Origin of the sequence: Citrobacter freundii complex sp. CFNIH4, assembly GCF_002934505.1 — a bacterium.
Taxonomy (GTDB): Bacteria; Pseudomonadota; Gammaproteobacteria; order Enterobacterales; family Enterobacteriaceae; genus Citrobacter; species Citrobacter freundii.
This window is the reverse complement of sequence record NZ_CP026231.1, coordinates 3,514,548-3,537,216: the sequence shown is the minus strand read 5'-3', so window position 1 is coordinate 3,537,216 and position 22,669 is coordinate 3,514,548. Positions and strand designations below refer to the sequence as shown.

21 protein-coding genes are annotated in these 22,669 nt (G+C 54.1%); 10 read left to right on the top strand and 11 right to left on the bottom strand.

Going from position 1 to position 22,669, the window contains the following annotated elements; genetic code table 11:
* Positions 1-160 precede the first annotated feature (160 nt).
* The gene (locus C2U41_RS18100; RefSeq protein WP_003027053.1) at positions 161-919 is read right to left on the bottom strand and encodes a M48 family metallopeptidase; all 759 of its coding nucleotides are present in this window, start codon (positions 917-919) and stop codon (positions 161-163) included.
* Between the two features lie 279 nt (positions 920-1,198).
* On the opposite strand from C2U41_RS18100, the gene tkt reads away from it, so the two are divergent.
* Positions 1,199-3,190 carry a transketolase gene (tkt, locus tag C2U41_RS18095; RefSeq protein ID WP_003027049.1) on the top strand — a complete coding sequence of 664 codons (1,992 nt, stop codon included), beginning with the start codon at positions 1,199-1,201 and terminating at the stop codon, positions 3,188-3,190.
* 59 nt (positions 3,191-3,249) lie between these two features.
* On the opposite strand, the gene C2U41_RS18090 is transcribed toward tkt, so the two are convergent.
* From C2U41_RS18090 to C2U41_RS18070, 5 genes are read right to left on the bottom strand one after another with little or no spacing between them, the layout of a single operon-like run.
* Positions 3,250-3,900, bottom strand: coding sequence for an ABC transporter ATP-binding protein (locus C2U41_RS18090; protein ID WP_103848969.1), 651 nt, complete (start codon positions 3,898-3,900; stop codon positions 3,250-3,252).
* Positions 3,894-4,571 (bottom strand): ABC transporter ATP-binding protein, encoded by a 678-nt coding sequence (locus tag C2U41_RS18085; protein WP_103848968.1) that lies wholly within the window; start codon positions 4,569-4,571, stop codon positions 3,894-3,896. The genes C2U41_RS18090 and C2U41_RS18085 overlap by 7 nt, the downstream gene beginning before the upstream one ends.
* Positions 4,559-5,266 carry an energy-coupling factor transporter transmembrane component T gene (locus tag C2U41_RS18080; protein ID WP_046670309.1) on the bottom strand — a complete coding sequence of 236 codons (708 nt, stop codon included), beginning with the start codon at positions 5,264-5,266 and terminating at the stop codon, positions 4,559-4,561. Before C2U41_RS18080 ends, C2U41_RS18085 begins: the two co-directional genes overlap by 13 nt.
* Positions 5,267-5,845, bottom strand: coding sequence for an ECF transporter S component (locus C2U41_RS18075; protein ID WP_003027040.1), 579 nt, complete (start codon positions 5,843-5,845; stop codon positions 5,267-5,269).
* Positions 5,846-5,870: 25 nt separating this feature from the next.
* The gene (locus C2U41_RS18070; protein ID WP_003027037.1) at positions 5,871-6,296 is read right to left on the bottom strand and encodes a PPC domain-containing DNA-binding protein; all 426 of its coding nucleotides are present in this window, start codon (positions 6,294-6,296) and stop codon (positions 5,871-5,873) included.
* Between the two features lie 374 nt (positions 6,297-6,670).
* On the opposite strand from C2U41_RS18070, the gene epd reads away from it, so the two are divergent.
* The 7 genes from epd to srsR all read left to right on the top strand — a co-directional run bounded on the left by epd (position 6,671) and on the right by srsR (position 13,768).
* On the top strand, positions 6,671-7,699 hold the full coding sequence (gene epd / locus C2U41_RS18060; protein WP_103848967.1) for an erythrose-4-phosphate dehydrogenase: 1,029 nt from the start codon (positions 6,671-6,673) through the stop codon (positions 7,697-7,699).
* 39 nt (positions 7,700-7,738) lie between these two features.
* Positions 7,739-8,902, top strand: a complete 1,164-nt coding sequence (gene pgk, locus C2U41_RS18055) for a phosphoglycerate kinase (RefSeq protein WP_103848966.1) — start codon at positions 7,739-7,741, stop codon at positions 8,900-8,902.
* Positions 8,903-8,990: 88 nt separating this feature from the next.
* Positions 8,991-10,070 carry a class II fructose-bisphosphate aldolase gene (fbaA, locus tag C2U41_RS18050; protein ID WP_103848965.1) on the top strand — a complete coding sequence of 360 codons (1,080 nt, stop codon included), beginning with the start codon at positions 8,991-8,993 and terminating at the stop codon, positions 10,068-10,070.
* A gap of 191 nt (positions 10,071-10,261) precedes the next feature.
* A complete protein-coding gene (locus tag C2U41_RS18045; RefSeq protein WP_032937416.1) occupies positions 10,262-11,122 on the top strand; it encodes a small-conductance mechanosensitive channel MscS in 861 nt (286 codons plus the stop codon).
* A gap of 150 nt (positions 11,123-11,272) precedes the next feature.
* Positions 11,273-11,908: an arginine exporter ArgO gene (gene argO, locus C2U41_RS18040; RefSeq protein ID WP_003027005.1), complete on the top strand. Its 636-nt coding sequence runs from the start codon at positions 11,273-11,275 to the stop codon at positions 11,906-11,908.
* A 93-nt stretch (positions 11,909-12,001) separates the two neighbouring features.
* Positions 12,002-12,748, top strand: coding sequence for an oxidative stress defense protein (locus C2U41_RS18035; protein ID WP_103848964.1), 747 nt, complete (start codon positions 12,002-12,004; stop codon positions 12,746-12,748).
* Positions 12,749-12,871: 123 nt separating this feature from the next.
* The gene (srsR, locus tag C2U41_RS18030) at positions 12,872-13,768 is read left to right on the top strand and encodes a LysR family transcriptional regulator SrsR (RefSeq protein WP_003026999.1); all 897 of its coding nucleotides are present in this window, start codon (positions 12,872-12,874) and stop codon (positions 13,766-13,768) included.
* Here the strand turns inward: srsR and C2U41_RS18025 are convergent.
* The 5 genes from C2U41_RS18025 to argP form a co-directional block, all read right to left on the bottom strand.
* Positions 13,765-15,231 carry an acetyl-CoA hydrolase/transferase family protein gene (locus tag C2U41_RS18025; protein ID WP_003026996.1) on the bottom strand — a complete coding sequence of 489 codons (1,467 nt, stop codon included), beginning with the start codon at positions 15,229-15,231 and terminating at the stop codon, positions 13,765-13,767. The genes srsR and C2U41_RS18025 overlap by 4 nt on opposite strands.
* A 24-nt stretch (positions 15,232-15,255) precedes the next feature.
* Entirely contained in the window at positions 15,256-16,041 is a 786-nt protein-coding gene (gene scpB, locus C2U41_RS18020) for a methylmalonyl-CoA decarboxylase (RefSeq protein WP_003026994.1), read from the bottom strand.
* 10 nt (positions 16,042-16,051) lie between these two features.
* On the bottom strand, positions 16,052-17,047 hold the full coding sequence (gene meaB / locus C2U41_RS18015; RefSeq protein WP_058842378.1) for a methylmalonyl Co-A mutase-associated GTPase MeaB: 996 nt from the start codon (positions 17,045-17,047) through the stop codon (positions 16,052-16,054).
* Complete coding sequence (gene scpA, locus C2U41_RS18010; protein ID WP_103848963.1) at positions 17,040-19,184, bottom strand: methylmalonyl-CoA mutase; 2,145 nt, start codon at positions 19,182-19,184, stop codon at positions 17,040-17,042. The genes meaB and scpA overlap by 8 nt, the downstream gene beginning before the upstream one ends.
* A gap of 232 nt (positions 19,185-19,416) precedes the next feature.
* Positions 19,417-20,310, bottom strand: coding sequence for a DNA-binding transcriptional regulator ArgP (gene argP, locus C2U41_RS18005; RefSeq protein ID WP_003026988.1), 894 nt, complete (start codon positions 20,308-20,310; stop codon positions 19,417-19,419).
* Between the two features lie 170 nt (positions 20,311-20,480).
* On the opposite strand from argP, the gene rpiA reads away from it, so the two are divergent.
* Both rpiA and serA read left to right on the top strand, forming a co-directional pair.
* Positions 20,481-21,140, top strand: a complete 660-nt coding sequence (gene rpiA, locus C2U41_RS18000; RefSeq protein ID WP_003026986.1) for a ribose-5-phosphate isomerase RpiA — start codon at positions 20,481-20,483, stop codon at positions 21,138-21,140.
* A gap of 271 nt (positions 21,141-21,411) precedes the next feature.
* On the top strand, positions 21,412-22,644 hold the full coding sequence (serA, locus tag C2U41_RS17995; protein ID WP_003026984.1) for a phosphoglycerate dehydrogenase: 1,233 nt from the start codon (positions 21,412-21,414) through the stop codon (positions 22,642-22,644).
* Positions 22,645-22,669: the final 25 nt, after the last annotated feature.

The following is a 22,669-nucleotide window of genomic DNA, read 5'->3' as shown; positions in this document are numbered from 1 at the left end:
GGCAGTGCTCGCCATCCTCACGTACTACGTGTACGCTCCGGTGGCTGTGCGCTGTCCGGTCTCAAACTGGCTTCGCCAATAACGCCCGATCGCTGGACTAAATTTGTAATTCTGTAGGCCGGATAAGGCGTTCACGCCGCCATCCGGCACTGTTCGAAGATTATTTGATCCCGTCTGCGCTCATGCGATCGCGAATATGTTGCGCACGTTCTGCGGATGCCGGATGATCGTCAAACATTGAGCTTTGACGTCCTGCTTCCAGTTTTGCCAGTTTCTCAAAACTGGTGGCTAAGCCAGCCGGATTGATCCCACGTTTGCGCAACAGATCATACGAGTAATCATCCGCCTCGGATTCCTGACGCTGGGAGAACTGCGAGTTCACCAGTTTCTCGCCAAGATCGCCCAATTGCGATTGCGACAGGCTGCCGACAATCCCGCCAGCGGAAGCCGCAGCTGCCCGCACGGCGTTCGTACCCAGCGCAACCTGCATCCCTTTTTTCACGTGACCCAGCGCAACGTGACCCATTTCGTGGCCGATCACCGCTTCGACTTCGTTGTCGGTCATCATATCCATCAGGCCGCTGTATACGCGGATACAGCCGTTCGCCATGGCAAAGGCATTTACATCTTTCGCCATATAGACTTTGTAGTTCACCGGCTGGCCGTTAATGTTATCGCCAAGCGCGGCGGCGATTTTGCCAAGACGCGTTGCATACTCGCTGCCAGCCGGGGCGATGGTAGCTTTGCTGTCCATATCCTTACAGGCCTGATCGCTCAGCGCTTTTACCTGCGCATCGCTCAGACTGTAGGCCTGGAAAGCCTCTGCGCCTGAGGAAAGCAGTCCGTTTGAGTCCATGTTCTGGCAGCCGGTCAATGCCGCCGCCATGCTCGTAGCAAGCAGTAAAGCGCGAATTTTCATTTTTTCTCTTCCGCACAAAGTCAGGATTATTCTAAAAAATGCGTCGTTTGCAGGTGAACCGACGCTCGGCATAAGTATAAAGAAAAGAACAATAAGCGGGCGAGAAGATTGCGCAACTTGCGCGCATGATCCAGAGATTTCTGAAGCGGTAAAAGGATGCTCCATGTACATGACACGCGGCTTGGGTTACATTGTTGGCACTTTTTTCCGGCGTAGCCCAAAACGCGCTGTCGTCAAGTCGTTTAGGGCGTGGCCTTCATTATCCGATCTGGAGTCAAAATGTCCTCACGTAAAGAGCTTGCCAATGCTATTCGTGCGCTGAGCATGGACGCAGTACAGAAAGCCAAATCCGGTCACCCGGGTGCCCCGATGGGTATGGCTGACATTGCCGAAGTCCTGTGGCGTGATTTCCTGAACCACAACCCGACTAACCCGTCCTGGGCTGACCGTGACCGTTTCGTGCTGTCTAACGGCCACGGTTCAATGCTGATTTACAGCCTGCTGCACCTCACCGGCTATGATCTGCCGATGTCCGAGCTGCAGAACTTCCGTCAGCTGCACTCCAAAACGCCGGGTCACCCGGAAGTGGGTTACACCGCGGGTGTTGAAACCACGACCGGTCCTTTGGGTCAGGGCATTGCGAATGCAGTGGGTATGGCTATCGCTGAAAAAACGCTGGCGGCGCAGTTTAACCGTCCTGGTCACGACATCGTTGACCACTTCACCTATGCTTTCATGGGCGACGGCTGCATGATGGAAGGTATCTCTCACGAGGTATGTTCCCTGGCTGGTACGCTGAAACTGGGTAAACTGGTTGCGTTCTACGATGATAACGGCATCTCTATCGATGGCCACGTTGAAGGCTGGTTCACCGATGACACCGCGAAGCGTTTCGAAGCTTACGGCTGGCACGTGATTCGTGGCGTAGATGGTCACGATGCTGACGCGATTAAACGCGCTGTTGAAGAAGCACGCGCAGTGACCGACAAACCGTCCCTGCTGATGTGCAAAACCATCATCGGTTTCGGTTCTCCGAACAAAGCCGGTACCCACGACTCTCACGGTGCACCGCTGGGCGATGCAGAAATCGCACTGACCCGCGAACAGCTGGGCTGGAAATACGCGCCGTTCGAAATCCCGTCTGAAATCTACGCGCAGTGGGATGCGAAAGAAGCCGGCCAGGCAAAAGAAGCCGCATGGAACGAGAAGTTCGCTGCTTATGCCAAAGCTTTCCCGCAGGAAGCTGCTGAATTCACCCGTCGTATGAAAGGTGAAATGCCGTCTGACTTCGACGCGAAAGCCAACGAGTTCATTGCTAAGCTGCAGGCTAACCCGGCGAAAATCGCCAGTCGTAAAGCGTCTCAGAACGCGATTGAAGCCTTCGGTCCTCTGCTGCCTGAATTCCTCGGCGGCTCTGCTGACCTGGCACCGTCTAACCTGACTCTGTGGTCTGGTTCTAAGGCCATCAACGAAGATACTGCCGGTAACTACATCCATTACGGTGTACGTGAATTCGGTATGACCGCTATCGCAAACGGTATTTCCCTGCATGGTGGTTTCCTGCCGTACACCTCCACCTTCCTGATGTTCGTGGAATATGCCCGTAACGCGGTGCGTATGGCTGCGCTGATGAAACAGCGTCAGGTGATGGTCTATACTCACGACTCCATCGGTCTGGGTGAAGATGGCCCGACTCACCAGCCGGTAGAGCAGGTTGCTTCTCTGCGTGTGACCCCGAACATGAGCACATGGCGTCCGTGTGACCAGGTTGAATCCGCAGTAGCATGGAAATACGGTGTTGAGCGTCAGGACGGCCCGACCGCGCTGATCCTCTCCCGTCAGAACCTGGCGCAGCAGGAACGTACTGCAGAGCAACTGGCGAACATCGCTCGCGGTGGCTACGTGCTGAAAGATTGCGCGGGTCAGCCGGAGTTGATCTTCATCGCCACCGGTTCTGAAGTTGAACTTGCCGTGGCTGCCTGGGACAAACTGACCGCTGAAGGCGTGAAAGCGCGCGTGGTTTCCATGCCGTCTACCGATGCATTCGACAAGCAGGATGCGGCTTACCGTGAATCCGTACTGCCGAAAGCCGTCTCTGCTCGCGTCGCTATCGAAGCTGGCATTGCTGACTACTGGTTCAAATACGTGGGCCTGAACGGCGCTATTGTTGGTATGACTACCTTTGGTGAGTCTGCACCGGCGGAACTGCTGTTTGAAGAATTCGGCTTCACCGTAGACAACGTGGTCGCGAAAGCAAAAGAACTGCTGTAATTTCGATTACAGGTGAAAACGGGTCGCTTAGGCGGCCCGTTTTTTGCTTCTCAGGGTAGTTACGTGCGTAGCTGACCTGCTTCAAGACGTACTATGCGCGAAAAATGGCGCTGCGTAAATGCAGCGTCATGACTGATCGCTACAACGCTGGCGCCACGTGTACGACACACTGCCAGCCAGTTTTCGAAGACGCCAAGCCAGTGTGCATCAAAGTCCCGACTGGGCTCATCCAGCAGTAGAATAGCGGGTTTGAGGGCTTCCAGACTGGCGACGGCAACCATACGTCGTTGTGCCGTATGCAGATCGAGCGGGTGCGCGTCGGCGACATCCTCTAACTGACATAATCGCAGCGCCGCCATCGTGCGTTGCGCAATTTCAGTCGCCGGAAGCTTCTGTAGCCGTAATCCGAAGGCCACTTCCTCTGCAACCTTGCTGTGAAAGATTTGATTCTCCGCCTCCTGAAACAGTACGCCGAGCACCCTGGCGCGCTCCCGGTTTTTCAGTTGCGCAATCGCACGATTTTGAACGGTTATTGTGCCGGATGAGGGCGTCAGTAGCCCGGCCATGATGCGCAACAGCGTGGATTTTCCTGCGCCATTATCGCCCGTTAGCGCCAGCCATTCCCCCTCCTGGAGTTCCAGCGAAATATTGCGTAAACAGTCATCGGCGGCGTTCGGCCAGCGATAGCTGATCTGGTTTAGCGTCAGCATAGTGATGACAATGCTCCGTCGCGCAGCTGCCATGCCTGCTGGCAGTAGCTGAGAAAAGGTGAAGGGTTGCGTTCGAAAAGTATCACCAAAGCATGCTGTTCCTGTGCCCACTGTTGCAGTCGCGCCAGCAGCATTGCCGTGGCTTGCGCCGTCAGGCGACTGAACGCTTCATCCAGAATCAATATTTTCGGCTGCATGGCGAGTGCGCTGGCAATGACTACCCGCTGGGTTTCCCCGCCGGAAAGGGTGCCGGGATGACGATGGCGCAGAGGCTGACATTCCGTCAGCGTAAGGGCGGCATCTATGCGCTGCATAATTTCAGTCTCGGTAAGGCAGAGATTTTCCGGGCCAAACGCCACTTCTTCCTCCACGCTGAAAGTACAACCTGAAAGCTGCAGGTAAGGTGACTGCTGCACAAGCTGGATGGTACTCGACTGCTCGACCAGCGATAGTTGCCCGATGGGATTACCCAGTAGCGTGCCTGTGCCCTCAATTTCTCCCGGAAGGAAGTCGGGGTACCAGCCAGCCATCAGCTGTGCCAGCGTACTTTTCCCGCTGCCGTTCTCACCAAAAATAGCCACCATACCAGGCCCGGCGTAATGGAAATCGTAACAGGCGGATGGCCGCATAGCGTGCGTCGGAATATAGCGAAACTGCTCTAACGTAACCATATCCAGATTCCTGTCTCAACTGCCATCAGAACCACCATACCGTAGCGGGCCAGACGTTGTAAGGTGCTGTCTGGTGGCGCCCACAGCGTGGTGCGAGTGCGATGCAGGCGAAATCCCCGCATATCGAGCGCTGCACCGCGAACGGCCAAGTCATTGAGCGCGTTATGGGTGAGCGGCACAATTAATGCCGGCATAGCGCGTAAACGTTGGTACCAGGACTCATCCAGCGGTACGCCGCGTGCGCGCTGAGCCTCGTGAATAATCGCCAATTGGTGTTTGAGCTGTTCAACCACCAGCAGCGGGCCTGCGAACAGATAGGCAACGCCTGGCGGCAGGCGTGAAGCAAACAGGGCGCGCATAAAGCGCGCAACCGGCACGTACTGCATCCACATCTGCGATGTCGACACAATGGCGAGGATCCGCAGCCAGAGCGTAACGGCATCGGCCCAGCGTTCTGGTGTGCGCGGCTGCCCGCTAATCCACTCGGTAAGCCATCCGCCGTGTACCAGCCATAGCCCCAGTCCTAAGGGGATCATCAGCCAGAGTACGTATTTCGCCCGCGACCGCGTAGCCTTCATACATAGCAAACCGACAAACGTCGCGGCGCTGTACAAGCTGAGCGGCACTCCGGCTGGCAGCAGGAGCGTGGAGCAGGCGGCAAGCACCCACAGAGTTAACGACGTAAACGGATGCATTTAGCGCACGGCAGACATCGTAGGGAAATGGCGCGTTGTGCGCAGCGGAAGTTGTCGCAGCAGCACCCAGACGATGATTGCCGTGAGGATTTTATCGACCAGATTCGCTCCGATGACGGTGATGGCGACGGACTCAACCAGGTTCTGACCGACCGAGTGCATCCAGGCGACAAAAAGATCGGCGCCGCTGCCGGTGACACCCCCGAACAGAGTCGTGCGAATCGGCACGGCAACGAGGGTCACGGCAAGCGTGATAATTACGCCGCTGACCACGACTTTGGGTAAGGTGCGAAACCATCCCGCCCGTGCCAGCCAACCGGCGACCAGTCCAATAACCATGGCGACGGGCGCAAAGGCGGCGGCGATCGGATCGGTCAGCAACCCCCACAACAGGTTAGTGAGTAATCCGGTTAGCATCCCCACAACCGGACCTAACAGCACCGCGCTGATCAACGTGCCAATCGAGTCGAGAAAAATAGGTAATTTTAACATGCTGATAAGCTGCCCACCGACCATGTTGATGGCGATAGCAATGACAATAAGAACCAGAGACTGGCTGGAAAATTGGCGACGCGCCATATAAAGACCTCGTATAAGTGAAGCGTTAGCGGGATGAAATAACCAGTTCGTCATAACCGGAAACGGCGCAGGGCTGACGGCTGAATGCCAGAGACGTCAACTCGCCAATCACCAGTTCCAGCGTAGTTCGCACGGTACAGCCCGGCATCATGTGCCCGCCCAGCATCGCGCCGTGTGGGTCAGCAACCGCCAGATGGAGATGCTCGCCGGTAAGTTCCAGCGTGCCGTTCAGAGAGATAATTTCCCACGTACCCGTAAGTAATGTGGTTTCTTCACGTCCGGCGAAGCGCAGAGCAATGTTGGTCAAACTGCCGGTGCAACCCGCTATCCAGGCTGCCTGTAGTTGATGCTGCTGGATAAAAGCGTGTAGCGCTGAAAAGACTTCCTGGCCCGGTAATAAACGCAGCGCATGAAAGCGAGCTTCAGATGGTTGGGGATAGAATGTTGCCATAGTTGAGGGACTCCGAGACTCGGACGTTGCGCTGATAATATAGACACGGGTTAGGGAGCTTTCTGATATAAATCAGGATTTGTGACATGGCAACGAAATAATCTTGCTACGGTTATTCGTAATTCTGGAATATGGAATAAAAGTCGCGTTGAAGGACGTTAAAATGTGACGTAAGTCAGATAACTGTGTTCTGTTGCTGGACAATCATTCCTTTTATTCCGCGTTTCGCTTATTCTAGCTGAAGCGTTTCAGTCGATTAAATGTTCGACAATTAACCAATTAGTCGCAGTTTGCGACAGGTAAGGTTTCCCTGAGCGATTTGCTGCATTACTCTGTCTGCCACATCGTTTCTGAGAAATCCTTGCAGGAGACCTATGACCGTACGCGTAGCGATTAATGGTTTCGGTCGCATCGGACGCAACGTGGTTCGTGCTTTGTATGAATCCGGGCGTCGGGCGGAAATCACCGTGGTGGCAATCAACGAACTGGCGGATGCTGCAGGCATGGCGCATTTGTTGAAATATGACACCAGCCATGGGCGTTTTGCCTGGGATGTTCGTCAGGAACGAGACCAGCTCATCGTTGGCGATGACGCGATCCGCATTCTGCATGAGCGAACGCTCGATGCGCTTCCGTGGCGCGAACTGGGTGTCGACGTTGTGCTGGATTGTACGGGGGTCTTCGGCAGCCGCGAACACGGCGAGGCGCATATTGCCGCCGGCGCAAAGAAAGTGCTCTTTTCACATCCTGGTAGTCACGACATCGACGCAACCGTTGTGTTTGGCGTTAATCAGGATCAGCTGCGCGCTGAGCACCGGATCGTTTCCAATGCCTCCTGCACCACGAATTGCATAATACCCGTCATTAAATTGCTGGATGATGCTTACGGCATTGAGTCTGGTACCGTCACCACGATCCACTCCGCGATGCACGATCAGCAGGTTATTGATGCTTATCATCCTGACCTGCGTCGCACGCGAGCGGCCAGCCAGTCGATCATTCCGGTTGATACCAAACTGGCGGCGGGCATCACGCGAATTTTCCCGCAGTTTAACGATCGTTTTGAAGCGATAGCGGTGCGTGTACCGACCATAAATGTGACGGCGATCGACTTAAGCGTGACGGTGAAAAAACCAGTAAAAGCCAGTGAAGTCAACCAGTTGCTGCAAAAAGCAGCACAAGGTGCATTTCATGGTATAGTTGACTATACGGAATTACCGTTGGTCTCAATAGATTTTAACCACGACCCGCACAGCGCCATCGTTGATGGTACGCAAACGCGCGTGAGTGGCGCTCACCTGATCAAAACGCTGGTCTGGTGTGATAATGAATGGGGCTTTGCTAACCGTATGCTCGATACGACGTTAGCGATGGCTGCTATTGGTTTCAGGCTCGACGCTTGAGCGTCGACAAAACTTTATGAATCAACGAGAGGATTCACCATGTCTGTAATTAAGATGACCGATCTGGATCTGGCTGGTAAACGCGTTTTTATCCGTGCGGACCTGAACGTACCAGTTAAAGAAGGGAAAGTAACCAGCGATGCGCGTATCCGTGCTTCCCTGCCAACCATCGAACTGGCCCTGAAACAGGGTGCTAAAGTGATGGTAACTTCCCACCTGGGTCGTCCTACCGAAGGCGAGTACAACGAAGAATTCTCTCTGCTGCCGGTTGTTAACTACCTGAAAGACAAACTGTCTGCTCCGGTTCGCCTGGTAAAAGATTACCTGGACGGCGTTGAAATCGCTGCCGGTGAACTGGTTGTTCTGGAAAACGTTCGCTTCAACAAAGGCGAGAAGAAAGACGACGAAGCGCTGTCCAAAAAATATGCTGCTCTGTGCGACGTATTCGTTATGGACGCTTTCGGTACTGCTCACCGTGCGCAGGCGTCCACCCACGGTATCGGTAAATTCGCCGATGTCGCTTGTGCAGGTCCGCTGCTCGCTGCCGAGCTGGATGCACTGGGTAAAGCACTGAAAGAACCTGCTCGTCCGATGGTTGCTATCGTTGGTGGTTCTAAAGTTTCTACCAAACTGACCGTTCTTGATTCTCTGTCAAAAATCGCTGACCAACTGATTGTTGGCGGTGGTATCGCGAACACCTTCGTTGCTGCTCAAGGTCACAACGTGGGTAAATCCCTGTACGAAGCTGACCTGGTTGACGAAGCTAAGCGTCTGCTGACCACTTGCGACATCCCGGTCCCAACCGACGTTCGCGTAGCGACTGAATTCTCTGAAACCGCACCGGCTACCCTGAAATCCGTTAGCGATGTAAAAGAAGACGAGCAGATCCTGGATATCGGCGACACTTCTGCACAGCAGCTGGCTGACATTCTGAAGAATGCGAAAACCATTCTGTGGAACGGCCCGGTTGGCGTGTTCGAATTCCCGAACTTCCGCAAAGGTACTGAAATCGTTGCTAATGCCATCGCAGACAGCGAAGCATTCTCTATCGCAGGCGGCGGTGACACCCTGGCAGCAATCGACCTGTTCGGCATTGCTGACAAAATCTCCTACATCTCTACTGGCGGCGGCGCGTTCCTCGAATTCGTGGAAGGCAAAGTACTGCCAGCAGTAGCCATGCTCGAAGAGCGTGCTAAAAAGTAAGAATTTAATGGGCAGGGAAACCTGCCCTTATTTTAGCGCGCTTTAGGGCGCGCGCCCTTTCCAAGGCCGAAGATACAGGACTCGTAAAATGTCTAAAATTTTTGATTTCGTAAAACCAGGCGTAATCACTGGTGATGACGTACAGAAAGTTTTCCAGGTAGCTAAAGAAAACAACTTTGCTCTGCCAGCTGTTAACTGCGTGGGTACCGACTCCATCAACGCCGTTTTGGAAACTGCTGCAAAAGTTAAAGCGCCAGTAATCGTACAATTCTCCAACGGTGGTGCTTCTTTCATCGCGGGTAAAGGCGTGAAGTCCGACGTTCCTCAGGGCGCTGCAATCCTGGGTGCTATCTCTGGCGCGCATCACGTTCACCAGATGGCTGAACACTACGGTGTTCCGGTTATCCTGCACACTGACCACTGCGCGAAGAAACTGCTGCCGTGGATCGACGGTCTGCTGGACGCGGGCGAAAAACACTTCGCAGCAACCGGCAAACCGCTGTTCTCTTCTCACATGATCGACCTGTCTGAAGAGTCTCTGGAAGAGAACATCGAAATCTGCTCCAAATACCTGGCGCGCATGTCCAAAATGGGCATGACTCTGGAAATCGAACTGGGTTGCACCGGTGGCGAAGAAGATGGCGTGGACAACAGCCACATGGACGCTTCTGCACTGTACACCCAGCCGGAAGACGTTGATTACGCATACACCGAGCTGAGCAAGATCAGCCCGCGTTTCACCATCGCAGCTTCCTTCGGTAACGTACACGGCGTTTACAAGCCGGGTAACGTCGTTCTGACCCCGACCATCCTGCGCGACTCTCAGGACTATGTTTCTAAGAAACATAACCTGCCGCACAACAGCCTGAACTTCGTCTTCCACGGCGGCTCCGGTTCTACTGCTCAGGAAATCAAAGACTCCGTAAGCTACGGCGTAGTGAAAATGAACATCGATACCGATACCCAATGGGCCACCTGGGAAGGCGTTCTGAACTACTACAAAGCAAACGAAGCTTACCTGCAGGGCCAGTTGGGTAACCCGAAAGGCGAAGATCAGCCGAACAAGAAATACTACGATCCGCGCGTATGGCTGCGTGCTGGTCAGGCAAGCATGATCACCCGTCTGGAACAGGCTTTCAAAGAACTGAACGCGGTTGACGTTCTGTAATTTACGCCGTTCCACGTGACATGAGGCCCGCAAATGCGGGCCTTTTTTATTGCTATGTCAACGCTCTGCTGGCAGAGAATTCTGTGATCTGTTTGGCAAAATCCAGGTTTATTGTTTACCCTTGTCAGGTTGCCAGTCCCGTCAGGGCGGCTTTATTTCTCCCGTTTGGGTAAGCAAAAAAGGAATATTGAATGGAAGATTTGAATGTTGTCGACAGCATAAACGGTGCGGGCACCTGGCTGGTGCGCAACCAGGAACTGCTGTTGAGCTATGCCGTCAACATCGTTGCGGCCATCGCGATTGTCATTATCGGTATGATCGTGGCGCGCATTGTATCAAATACCGTTAACCGCCTGATGCTGGCGCGTAAAATTGATGCCACTGTTGCCGACTTCCTCTCTGCACTGGTGCGTTACGGTATTATCGCTTTCACGCTGATTGCCGCTCTGGGCCGTGTTGGGGTGCAAACAGCCTCCGTGATCGCCGTTCTCGGTGCCGCAGGTTTAGCCGTCGGTCTGGCGCTGCAAGGTTCGCTGTCCAACCTCGCCGCAGGTGTCCTGCTGGTAATGTTCCGTCCGTTCCGTGCGGGTGAGTATGTCGATCTCGGCGGCGTGGCTGGAACCGTGCTCAACGTGCAGATTTTCTCCACCACCATGCGTACCGTGGATGGCAAGATTGTTGTGATCCCAAACGGCAAAATCATCGCCGGGAACATCATTAACTTCTCTCGTGAACCGGTTCGACGTAACGAATTTATTATCGGTGTGGCTTACGACTCCGATATCGATCTGGTGAAAAAAATCCTCACCGATATCATTCAGTCGGAAGATCGCATTCTTAAAGACCGTGAAATGACGGTGCGCCTGAATGAGCTGGGGGCTTCCTCAATTAATTTTGTGGTACGCGTCTGGAGCAATAGCAGCGACCTGCAAAGCGTCTACTGGGACGTACTGGAGCGTATTAAGCGCGAGTTCGATGCCAACGGCATCAGCTTCCCTTATCCGCAGATGGATGTGAACTTCAAGCGTGTGAAAGAGCGCGCGGCAGAGTAATTACGCGCCCGGAGGCGCTTTTGCTTTCCGGGCCGATAAAAACTTTCTTTCCATTAATTTCCCTAATCTGCGATTAAAATTATCCATTTCCGCTAATGTTTTCCCCGCGCTATAGTCTCCTCCTAAGAGAAACAGTTCGGGATGATTAACGTGTTATCGTATTACTTTCAAGGGCTTGCACTTGGTGCGGCCATGATTCTTCCGCTTGGTCCGCAAAACGCCTTCGTGATGAACCAGGGCATTCGCCGCCAGTATCACATCATGATTGCTTTACTCTGTGCTATCAGCGATTTAGTGCTGATTTGTGCGGGGATCTTTGGCGGTAGCGCCTTGCTGATGCAGTCACCATGGCTAATGGCGCTGGTCACCTGGGGTGGGGTGGCTTTTTTACTCTGGTACGGTTTCGGGGCGTTAAAAACGGCGATGAGCAGTAATCTGGAACTGGCCAGTGCCGAGGTGATGAAGCAGGGGCGCTGGAAAATCATCGCCACCATGCTGGCGGTGACATGGCTCAATCCCCATGTTTACCTGGATACCTTTGTGGTGCTGGGGAGTCTGGGGGGGCAACTGGACGTTGAGCCGAAGCGCTGGTTTGCGCTGGGAACCGTCAGCGCTTCGTTCCTGTGGTTTTTCGGTCTGGCATTGCTGGCGGCCTGGCTGGCTCCGCGTCTGCGCACTGCTAAAGCGCAGCGCATCATCAATACGTTGGTAGGATTAGTGATGTGGTTTATTGCTTTTCAACTGGCAAAAGAAGGTGTTGCGCACGTTCATGCGTTGTTCAACTAAGTGTTGTCTGATGGACAACGCAGCGAGATCGTCTAAGCTTGCCTGCATGTGCCCTGAGTTTCGGGGTAATTATTGAAACATGGAGGAACGACCGTGAAGTTCAAAATAATGGCCCTGGCGGCATTAGTCGGATTCAGCGCACTATCGGTACAGGCAAATGAGTTGCCAAATGGACCGCACATCGTGACTTCCGGAACAGCAAGCGTGGATGCGACACCAGACATAGCTACGCTGGCAATTGAAGTGAACGTTGCTGCCAAGGATGCGGCTTCAGCGAAGAAGCAGGCCGATGAGCGCGTGGCGCAATATCTGTCCTTCCTTGAACAGAACCAGATAGCGAAGAAAGACATTAGCGCGGCCAACCTGCGTACCCAGCCGGATTACGACTACCAGAACGGTAAAAGTATCCTCAAAGGGTATCGTGCGGTGCGCACCGTTGAAGTCACGCTGCGTCAGCTGGACAAACTTAACGCTCTGCTCGATGGCGCGCTGAAGGCTGGTCTGAATGAGATCCGTTCGGTATCGCTTGGTGTTGCCCAACCGGATGCTTACAAAGATAAAGCGCGTAAAGCGGCAATTGATGATGCTATTCATCAGGCAGAGCAACTGGCTGCGGGCTTCAATAGCAAACTTGGCCCGGTGTATAGCGTGCGCTACCACGTTTCCAATTATCAGCCGAGCCCGATGGTACGGATGATGAAAGCAGATGCCGCACCTGCTGCTTCTGCTCAGGAAACCTACGAACAGCCGGTTATTCAGTTTGACGATCAGGTTGATGTCGTCTTCCAGATTGAGCCGACGGCGGGGCAATCAGCCGCAACGCCAGCCAAAACTCAGTAATTGTTGCAGACCCGGCTTTCCAGCCGGGTTTTTTCTGTGAGCAACTGTAAAAATGAGACTTCACATCCGGTCTTTTTTTTCGCCGTAATGAGGATAGGCCATAGCGATTTTTAAGGGGACGCTATGGATATTTTTATCTCGAAAAAGATGCGTAATTTCATTCTGCTGGCGCAAACCAATAACATCGCCAGAGCGGCAGAAAAAATACATATGACCGCATCGCCCTTCGGTAAAAGCATTGCTGCACTGGAAGATCAAATCGGCTATACGCTGTTTACCCGCAAAGATAACAACATCAGCCTGAATAAAGCAGGACAAGAGCTGTATCAGAAGCTGTTTCCCGTTTATCAGCGCCTCTCTGCCATTGATAACGAAATCCATAACGCCTCTCGCCGCTCGCGGGAAATCGTTATCGGCATCGACAATACCTACCCAACGATTATTTTTGACCAGTTGATTAGCCTTGGTGACAAGTATGACGGTGTGACGGCTCAGGCCGTTGAATTCAGCGAGAATGGGGTGATTGATAACCTGTTCGATCGCAAACTGGATTTTATTATCTCGCCGCAGCACGTTTCCCCCCGCGTGCAGGAGCTGGAAAATCTGGCGATCAGCGAACTGCCTCCGCTGCGTCTGGGGTTTCTCGTTTCCCGGCGCTATGAAGAAAAACAGCCGCAGGATCTGCTGCGCGAGCTGCCCTGGCTGCAAATGCGCTTCCAGAATCGCGCCAACTTTGAGGCGATGCTGGATGCATACATGCGACCCTGCGGGATCAACCCGACGATTATCTATCGTCCGTACAGCTTTATGGCCAAGATTAGCGCGGTGGAGCGCGGGCAGTTTTTGACGGTGATCCCTCACTTCGCCTGGCGGCTGGTGAACCCGTCGACGCTGAAATATTTCGACGCGCCCGGCAGTCCCATGTATATGCAGGAGTTTCTCTATTCGCTGAAAAATCATCGCTATACCGCCACCATGCTCCAGCATATTGCTGAAGATCGTGACGGTAGTGCAAGTTAACCTAGCATCGAGCCTGTTTCGAGAAGGTTGCGATGCAGATCGAACGCATGGCTGAGATCGTGATGGATATGCCCGCCGGGCGCTTTCTCCAGATAGCGGTGCAAGTAATCTCTGTAAAGCGGATGCGCACAGTTATTGATAATTGTGTGCGCCCGCTGCATCGGAGATAACCCACGCAGATCGGCAATCCCTTGTTCGGTCACGATCACTTTAACGCTATGTTCGCTGTGGTCGACATGGCTGCACATCGGTACGATGGTTGAGATTTTCCCGCCTTTGGCAATCGACGGCGCCATAAAGATAGACAGGTAGGCGTTGCGCTCGAAATCTCCGCTGCCGCCGATGCCGTTCATCAGGTTCACCCCCGCAACGTGCGTGGAATTGGCATGACCGTAGATATCAAACTCCAGACCGACGTTGAGCGCAATAACCCCCAGTCGACGGATGATTTCCGGGTTATTGGAGATCTCCTGCGGGCGCAATACAATCCGGCTGGCGAAGAAGTCCATGTTGTCGTAAATCTTCTGTAGCGACGGGGCTGAAATGGTCAGGCTGGAGGCGCTGGCACCGCTTATCTTGCCCGTTTCCAGCAGATGCACCACCGACTCCTGCAACACCTCCGAATACATCATAAAGGGCGGGATATCCGGGTTCTCGCCCAGTCGAGCCATTACCGCGTTGTTGATATTGCCCACCCCGCTTTGTAAGGGCAGAAACTCAGCTGGAATGCGTTTGTGCGCCATTTCTGCCAGCAGAAAAGAGACTACGTTATCGGCAATTTGTTGGCTGACCGGATTGGTTTTATCCGATGCATTTCCTGCATCGGGCAGTTCGGTATCCACCACCGCAACCACCTTTTTGGGGTCTATCTGTACGCACTGACTGCCTACGCGATCCATGGTATGAAAAATGGGTACGCTGTTACGCCGCGGCGGCGCACCGGGTATCACGATGTCGGCAAACTCCGCCACACGCGGATTATGGTAATGATTCAATTCAATGATCACTTTTTTCGCCCGCAGCAGCCAGGTGGGGGCATTACCGATACCGCTGGACAGCCAAATCCGGCCATCCGGCGCGATGGCTGAGGCTTCAATGACGGCAACATCGATCTCGCCAAAAAAGCCGTAATTAACCATTTGCGCCACTTCGCTCAAATGGAGATCGACAAACCTCACCTGGCCCTGATTAATTTTGTCGCGCAGGCCCGATGACGTTTGATAAGGCGCACGCCAGGAAACGGCATCCGCCGCGGATAGTACGTCATCAGCGGCGGCGCCAATTGATGCTCCGGTCAGCAGGCGGATCTGAAAAGGCTGTCCGTTCTGATGCTGTTCGCAGGCACGTTGGGCAATTGCGGTGGGTAACGCTTTTGGCGAACCCGCGGGGGTAAAGCCGCTAAACGCCACCATATCATCGTGCTGGATAATTTCTGCCGCCTGTTCGGCGCTCATCCGTTTCATGGCCGTCTCCTTCCTCAGACGTGATTAATGGCCGACAAAATTAGGTTTACGTTTTTCCATAAACGCGTTCATCCCTTCCTGATAATCCTCGCTGTCGTACACCGCGCGGCGCATGCCCTGAATGCGCTCGAACTCATCGGAATTCATGGTGTGCGCTTCACCCAGCACGCGCAGCTCTTCTTTAATGACGGCGATCGCCAGCGGCGCTTTCTCCGAGATGTGGTGCGCCATTTGCAGAGTGAAATCCTCCAGTTCGTCTACAGGAACCACATGGTTGAGGATCCCGACGGCCATCGCACGCTGAGCGGTAATCGGTGAGGCGGTAAAGATCAGCTCTTTCACGATGTGAAAACCGGCGTCGCGAGTCAGGTTGTGGATGCCGACCAGGTTATACGGCACGCCGAGGTTGACCGGGGTCATCGAGAAGGTGGATGTTTCAGCGGCGATGATCAGATCGGAACTCATGATCATCTCAAATGCGCCGCCCCAGACGCTGCCTTCAACCATAGAGATCACCGGTTTTGGATATTTTTGGATCATGCGGGTTATCTGACGCAGCGGATCGTCATAGGAGAGCGGATCGCGACGTCCGGTCGGGAGTTCATGAATATCATGCCCGGCGGAGAAAACTTTGGCTCCACTCGGAGCGCGCAGAATGATGCAGCGAATGTCCGCACGATTGAGATCGCTCAGCGCCTGCATCAGATCGTCAATAAACACTTTACTCAGGGCATTGAGCTTGCGGGCGTAATTGAACTCAATAACCGCGACTTTCTGGATGATGACCACGTTGACGTATTGATAAGACATAATGTTCTCTTTATTGAAAGTAATGATGCTGGATAAATTCGCTGATGTGCCGCAGACCGGTGCGCGGCGACAGATCGTTATTTTTGACAGCCTGTAGCGTCTGCTGGAAATAGCGGTCGAAATCAGTCCGCGCAAACAGCAGATGTAGGGCTTCTTCTTCAGCCTGCTGGTGTAACCAGTCCACCGCCTGCTGCTGGCGGACTTTTTCCAGTCGACCGCTGGCAGTAAGGCACGTTTTAAAGTCGGTTATCGCCTGCCAGACCTCCTCAATACCGCGTTTTTCCAGAGCGCTACAGGTCAGAACCAGCGGCTGCCACTCGTCATATTTACGGCGCAGAATATGCAGGGCGGATTCGTACATATGGCGGGCGATGGCCACGCTGGCATGGTTCTCACCGTCGTCCTTGTTGATGACGACCAGATCCGCCATTTCCATCAGACCTTTCTTGATGCCTTGCAAATCGTCGCCACCGCCAGCGATTTGCAGGGAGATAAAGCAATCCACCATGCCTGCGACTTCGGTTTCTGACTGCCCAACGCCGACGGTTTCTACAATCACCACGTCAAAGCCAGCCGCCTCGCACAACAGCATTAATTCGCGGGCGCGCTGGCTGGCTCCGCCTAAATGACCGCTGGAAGGGACCGGGCGAATAAACGCATATTCGGCGCGAGACAGCTCCGTCATGCGGGTTTTATCGCCAAGAATGCTGCCGCCGCTGACCGGGCTGCTGGGATCGACGGCGATCACCGCCACCCGTAATCCGTGACGGATTAACAGCATGCCGAATGCTTCCAGAAAGGTGCTTTTGCCCGCGCCCGGCGTACCGGTTATCCCCAAACGCAGGGCGTTACCGGTGAACGGCATAATTGCGTCCAGCAACTGCGTACTCAGCGGCTGGTGGCGCGGGTGGCTGCTTTCGACCAGCGTCATCGCCTGGGCGAGCGTAGCCCGTTCGCCAAGTCGCAAGCGGCGGACGGTATCCTCAAGCGTGGCGGCGTTAATCATGATGCTGACTGATACGGGTTAACACATCGTGGACACTGTCGAGCATTGGCGTGCCGGGGCCATAAATGGCAGCCACACCATGCTCGTGCAGGAAGGCGTAATCCTGTGGCGGAATAATGCCTCCTGCTACCACGCAGATATCTTCACGCCCCCATTTTTTGAGCGCGGTAACCAGTTCCGGGATCAGCGTTTTATGACCTGCCGCCAGTGACGATGCGCCTATTACATGCACATCGTTTTCTACCGCCAGACGGGCAATTTCCTCCGGAGTGGAGAACATCGGACTGAGATCGACATCGAAGCCGAGATCGGAGTAGGCGCTGGCGATCACTTTCGCGCCGCGATCGTGACCATCCTGGCCCATCTTGGCGATCAGGATCCTCGGTCGGCGACCATTTTCCGCGAGGAACTGTTCGGTTTGCGCAACAATGGCGTCGAACTCATCGGCGGATTTGTCGGACTGGTGATAGCTTTGCGCAATCACGCCGGTGACGCACTGGCTGGGAACCAGATAGCGGTCAAAAGCGGTTTCCAGCGCGTCGGAGATCTCACCGAGCGTGGCGCGAACGCGGGCGGCGTTAACGGCGGCGGCCAGCAGATTTTCATTATGCTGCGCGGCGTGGGTCAGCGCCGCGAGCGCGGCATTGACGGCATCTGTGTCACGAGTTGCGCGGATATGCTGCAACGAGGCAATTTGCTCGTTGCGTACCTTCACGTTGTCGATTTCCAGTACCGACGTTTCGTCTTCTTTATCCAGCTTGTATTTGTTCACGCCGACGATAACGCGTTTACCCTGGTCGATCAGCGACTGCTCGCGCGCGGAAGCTTCTTCGATCATCCGTTTAGGGAGCCCGGCTTCGATCGCTTTCGCCATGCCGCCTGCCTCATCAATTTGTTTGATGATCGTGCGCGCCTGCTTCACGATTTGATCGGTGAGCGACTCGACGTAATACGATCCGGCCAGCGGATCGACGGTGCGGCAGATCTCTGACTCTTCCTGAATGATGATCTGTGTATTACGCGCGATGCGGGCGGAGAAATCGGTGGGTAGCCCGAGCGCCTCATCAAAGGCGTTGGTATGCAGAGACTGGGTGCCGCCAAGCGTAGCGCCGAGCGCTTCAATGGTCGTGCGGATCACGTTGTTGTAAGGATCCTGCTCGGTCAGACTCCAGCCGGAGGTCTGGCAGTGGGTACGCAGAGCGAGAGATTTCGGGTTGTTTGCGCCAAAACCGCTGACTGCTTCGCTCCACAAATAGCGAGCCGCGCGCAGCATGGCGACGTTCATAAACAGATCCATGCCGATGCCGAAGAAGAATGACAGGCGCGGCGCGAAGTCATCAATTTTCAGCCCGGCAGACAGCGCGGCTTTGATGTACTCAATGCCGTCAGCCAGCGTAAACGCCACCTGCTGGATGCAGTTCGCCCCGGCTTCCCCCATGTGATAACCACTTATACTGATGGTGTTATAGCGCGGCATATTGGCGGAACACCAGGCGATGATGTCGGCGATGATGCGCATTGAAGGTTTTGGCGGGTAAATGTAGGTATTGCGGCACAGGTACTCTTTCAGAATATCGTTCTGAATGGTCCCGGTGAGTTGCTCCGGCGTTACGCCTTGTTCTTCTGCAGCCACGATATAAAACGCCAGTACCGGCAGCACCGCGCCGTTCATGGTCATTGATACCGACATCTTATCCAGCGGAATTTGGTCGAACAGCACCTTCATATCTTCGACAGTATCGATCGCCACGCCCGCTTTGCCGACGTCACCTGCCACGCGCGGGTTGTCAGAGTCATAGCCGCGATGGGTGGCAAGGTCAAAGGCGACGGAAAGTCCTTTTTGCCCGGCGGCGAGGTTGCGGCGGTAAAAGGCGTTGGACTCTTTAGCGGTAGAGAAACCAGCGTACTGGCGAATGGTCCACGGCTGCGCGGTATACATGGTGGCGCGCGGGCCACGCACGTAAGGCGGTAGGCCGGGAAGAGTGCCCGTGACTTCCAGATTATCGAGGTCCGCTTCAGTGTACAGCGGCTTGATGGCAATTCCTTCCGCCGTCTGTCTTTCCAGCGATTCGACGGTTTTTTCCCGTCGACTGAGTTCTTTATTAGCGAGTGTTTGCCACTCCTGCACGTTTGCCATTTTTTGCTCCGTATTACGCAATAAGTTGAATCTTTGCGGATACGGTGAGCTTTTTCATTTGGCTTGTCGCCAGCAAAAAATAGCCAACAGGGCGTCGTTTTTTGCCGCATGGCGTGTTTGATTTTGTGATTTATTTCAAAGACGTGGCGGGAATAGCATGAATAGAGGGTAAAGGCTTGTCGGCCGGATAAGGCGTTACGCCGCCATCCGGCACTCTGGAGCAATAAACGGTTTAATCCTGACGCAACACCTTGTGCCCGTATTCCAGCAGCGCGTCGGTAACGTTGCGCATCATGCGGCTTTCCGGTGCAAAACGGTGCCAGTACAGCATCCGACGCTGGAACAGACCTGGCGTTAAGTCGATCAGCTCGCCGCTTTCCAGCTCTTTCTCAATCTGTAAGTGCGGGATCATGCAGCAGGTGGTGCCCTGACGCGCCAACTGGACGAAGGCTTCAGACGAGTTAACGATGTGGCACGGCACGCTGCCCGGCGGCAGGTCGAAGTTTTGTTGCAGGAACGCCTGGTGCATATCATCAAGATGGTCAAACGCTACCGCCGGGGCTTTCAGCAGGGCGGAGCGGGTGACGCCGTTAGGGAAATAACGTTCGGCAAAAGGTTTGGAGCCAACAAACAGGTAGTCCAGCGCGCCAAGTTTATCCACCAGACAGCTTGGCAGCGCCTGATGTTGGATACTCACCGCACCGACCACTTCACCACGACGCAGACGTTCCTGGGTGCGCGTTTCATCCTCAACCTGCAGGTTCAGCCGAATCGGTGAATTGGCCAGTACCGGGGCTAACGCCGGAAGCAACCAGGTCGCCAGACTGTCGGCGTTCACTGCCAGTGAGAGCAGCAGCGGCGTCGATCCGGTTTGTTCATCACCCAGCCACTCGTCTTCCAGCAGTTCAACCTGACGCAAAAGTGCCAGTAGTTTCTGCCCCTGTTCGGTTGGGCGTGGTGGTACGGTACGCACCAGCAGCGGTTGTCCGAACATATTCTCAAGCTGTTTTATGCGCTGTGAAACCGCGGATTGCGTGATGCACAGCTTTTGCGCCGCGCGCTCAAATCCTCGTTCACGAATAACCGCATCCAGTGCTTGTAGTGTTCTGTAGTCCGGACGTTTCATTGCTTTGACGCACTCCTGAAAATTTTGCTTGTTCTGCACTATGACACAAATTTAGGTTGGGTAAAGACGAAATCCGCCGCTTGCGAGCGGGTGTGGGGACATTTTTCTGCACAATGTTCTATAATGCGCGTGAATTTTCCCACCATATTCACACCACAGGCGAAACGATCATGACGCAGGATGAACTGAAAAAAGCAGTAGGATGGGCGGCACTTCAGTATGTACAGCCCGGTACCATTGTGGGCGTAGGTACAGGTTCAACAGCCGCACACTTTATTGATGCGCTGGGCACAATGAAAGGTCAGATTGAAGGTGCTGTGTCCAGTTCGGACGCTTCAACCGAAAAACTCAAAAGCCTTGGCATCCACGTGTTCGATCTTAACGAAGTTGATAGTCTCGGCGTATACGTTGACGGCGCGGATGAAATCAACGGCCATATGCAGATGATCAAGGGCGGCGGTGCAGCGTTGACCCGTGAAAAAATCATTGCTTCCGTGGCGAAGAAATTTATCTGCATCGCGGATGCGTCCAAAGAAGTCGACATTCTCGGCAACTTCCCGCTGCCGGTTGAAGTGATCCCAATGGCGCGCAGCGCTGTGGCTCGCCAGTTGGTGAAGCTGGGCGGTCGTCCTGAATACCGTCAGGGCGTAGTGACGGACAACGGCAACGTGATCCTTGATGTACACGGTCTGGAGATCCTTGACGCCGTGGCCATGGAAAACGCCATCAATGCGATTCCGGGCGTGGTAACCGTCGGTCTGTTTGCCAACCGTGGTGCGGATGTCGCGCTGATCGGTACCCCTGACGGCGTGAAAACTATCGTAAAATGATCTGATGGGAGTGTCTTCTCCCGTTAAAAAAATTTTGGCAGGGCAAATTTGGTGACTTGTGTCACGTTTATAATATTGTCCTGCCGATCTCTCCAAAGAAAAAGTTATCGCCAGTATTTTCCTCTGACATTTCTCTCTGAATGACATTTCTTCAGCACGGCGACGCAAACGTTCATATTGCCGCAATATTATTTTTTGATATGTTGAAGAGGCGGATGAAAATCCCACACACAACACATCAGTTTGAACAAAAAAAGACAGGGTCGGGGAAATGGCAAAGGTATCACTGGAGAAAGATAAGATTAAATTTCTGCTGGTAGAAGGCGTGCATCAAAAAGCACTCGAAAGCCTTCGTGCAGCAGGTTATACCAACATCGAGTTTCACAAAGGTGCTCTGGACACTGAACAACTGAAAGAGTCCATCCGTGATGCCCACTTCATTGGCCTGCGATCCCGTACCCATCTGACTGAAGATGTGATTGACGCCGCAGAGAAACTGGTCGCGATTGGCTGCTTCTGTATCGGCACCAACCAGGTTGATCTGACCGCTGCGGCAAAGCGCGGGATCCCCGTGTTTAACGCGCCATTCTCTAACACGCGTTCCGTTGCGGAACTGGTGATTGGCGAACTGCTTCTCCTGCTACGCGGTGTACCCGAAGCGAACGCCAAAGCACACCGCGGCGTGTGGAACAAACTGGCTACCGGCTCCTTTGAAGCGCGTGGCAAAAAACTGGGGATCATCGGCTACGGCCACATTGGTACTCAGCTAGGCATTCTGGCGGAATCGCTGGGGATGCATGTCTATTTCTATGATATAGAAAATAAACTCCCACTCGGCAACGCCACGCAGGTGCAGCATCTTTCCGACCTGCTCAATATGAGCGACGTGGTCAGTTTGCACGTACCGGAAAATGCCTCCACCAAAAATCTGATGGGCGCGCGTGAGATTGCGTTGATGAAACCAGGCGCGCTGCTGATTAACGCCGCACGTGGTACGGTTGTTGATATTCCTGCGCTGTGCGACGCGTTAGCGACCAAGCACCTGGCAGGGGCGGCAATCGACGTATTCCCAACCGAGCCGGCAACCAACAGCGATCCTTTCACTTCGCCGCTGTGTGATTTCGACAACGTGATCCTGACGCCGCACATTGGTGGTTCAACGCTGGAAGCGCAGGAAAACATCGGTCTGGAAGTGGCTGGGAAACTGACCAAGTATTCCGATAACGGCTCTACGCTGTCTGCAGTTAACTTCCCGGAAGTTTCGCTGCCGCTACACGGCGGTCGTCGTCTGATGCACATTCACGAAAACCGTCCGGGCGTACTGACCGCGCTGAACCAGATTTTTGCCGAGCAGGGCGTCAACATTGCCGCACAGTATCTGCAGACTTCCGCACAGGTAGGTTACGTGGTTATTGATATTGAAGCGGATGAAGATGTGGCGGAGAAAGCGTTGCTGGCGATGAAAGCCCTCCCGGGTACTATTCGTGCTCGTCTGCTGTACTGATTTCCTCTACATGGGCAGGCGGTTG

Bases quoted from the DNA above. Each gene is read 5' to 3' on its own strand.
- C2U41_RS18100 (WP_003027053.1), bottom strand. From the start codon at position 919: ATGAAAATTCGCGCTTTACTGCTTGCTACGAGCATGGCGGCGGCATTG.
- tkt (WP_003027049.1), top strand. From the start codon at position 1,199: ATGTCCTCACGTAAAGAGCTTGCCAATGCTATTCGTGCGCTGAGCATG.
- C2U41_RS18090 (WP_103848969.1), bottom strand. From the start codon at position 3,900: ATGCTGACGCTAAACCAGATCAGCTATCGCTGGCCGAACGCCGCCGAT.
- C2U41_RS18085 (WP_103848968.1), bottom strand. From the start codon at position 4,571: ATGGTTACGTTAGAGCAGTTTCGCTATATTCCGACGCACGCTATGCGG.
- C2U41_RS18080 (WP_046670309.1), bottom strand. From the start codon at position 5,266: ATGCATCCGTTTACGTCGTTAACTCTGTGGGTGCTTGCCGCCTGCTCC.
- C2U41_RS18075 (WP_003027040.1), bottom strand. From the start codon at position 5,845: ATGGCGCGTCGCCAATTTTCCAGCCAGTCTCTGGTTCTTATTGTCATT.
- C2U41_RS18070 (WP_003027037.1), bottom strand. From the start codon at position 6,296: ATGGCAACATTCTATCCCCAACCATCTGAAGCTCGCTTTCATGCGCTG.
- epd (WP_103848967.1), top strand. From the start codon at position 6,671: ATGACCGTACGCGTAGCGATTAATGGTTTCGGTCGCATCGGACGCAAC.
- pgk (WP_103848966.1), top strand. From the start codon at position 7,739: ATGTCTGTAATTAAGATGACCGATCTGGATCTGGCTGGTAAACGCGTT.
- fbaA (WP_103848965.1), top strand. From the start codon at position 8,991: ATGTCTAAAATTTTTGATTTCGTAAAACCAGGCGTAATCACTGGTGAT.
- C2U41_RS18045 (WP_032937416.1), top strand. From the start codon at position 10,262: ATGGAAGATTTGAATGTTGTCGACAGCATAAACGGTGCGGGCACCTGG.
- srsR (WP_003026999.1), top strand. From the start codon at position 12,872: ATGGATATTTTTATCTCGAAAAAGATGCGTAATTTCATTCTGCTGGCG.
- C2U41_RS18025 (WP_003026996.1), bottom strand. From the start codon at position 15,231: ATGAAACGGATGAGCGCCGAACAGGCGGCAGAAATTATCCAGCACGAT.
- scpB (WP_003026994.1), bottom strand. From the start codon at position 16,041: ATGTCTTATCAATACGTCAACGTGGTCATCATCCAGAAAGTCGCGGTT.
- meaB (WP_058842378.1), bottom strand. From the start codon at position 17,047: ATGATTAACGCCGCCACGCTTGAGGATACCGTCCGCCGCTTGCGACTT.
- scpA (WP_103848963.1), bottom strand. From the start codon at position 19,184: ATGGCAAACGTGCAGGAGTGGCAAACACTCGCTAATAAAGAACTCAGT.
- argP (WP_003026988.1), bottom strand. From the start codon at position 20,310: ATGAAACGTCCGGACTACAGAACACTACAAGCACTGGATGCGGTTATT.
- rpiA (WP_003026986.1), top strand. From the start codon at position 20,481: ATGACGCAGGATGAACTGAAAAAAGCAGTAGGATGGGCGGCACTTCAG.
- serA (WP_003026984.1), top strand. From the start codon at position 21,412: ATGGCAAAGGTATCACTGGAGAAAGATAAGATTAAATTTCTGCTGGTA.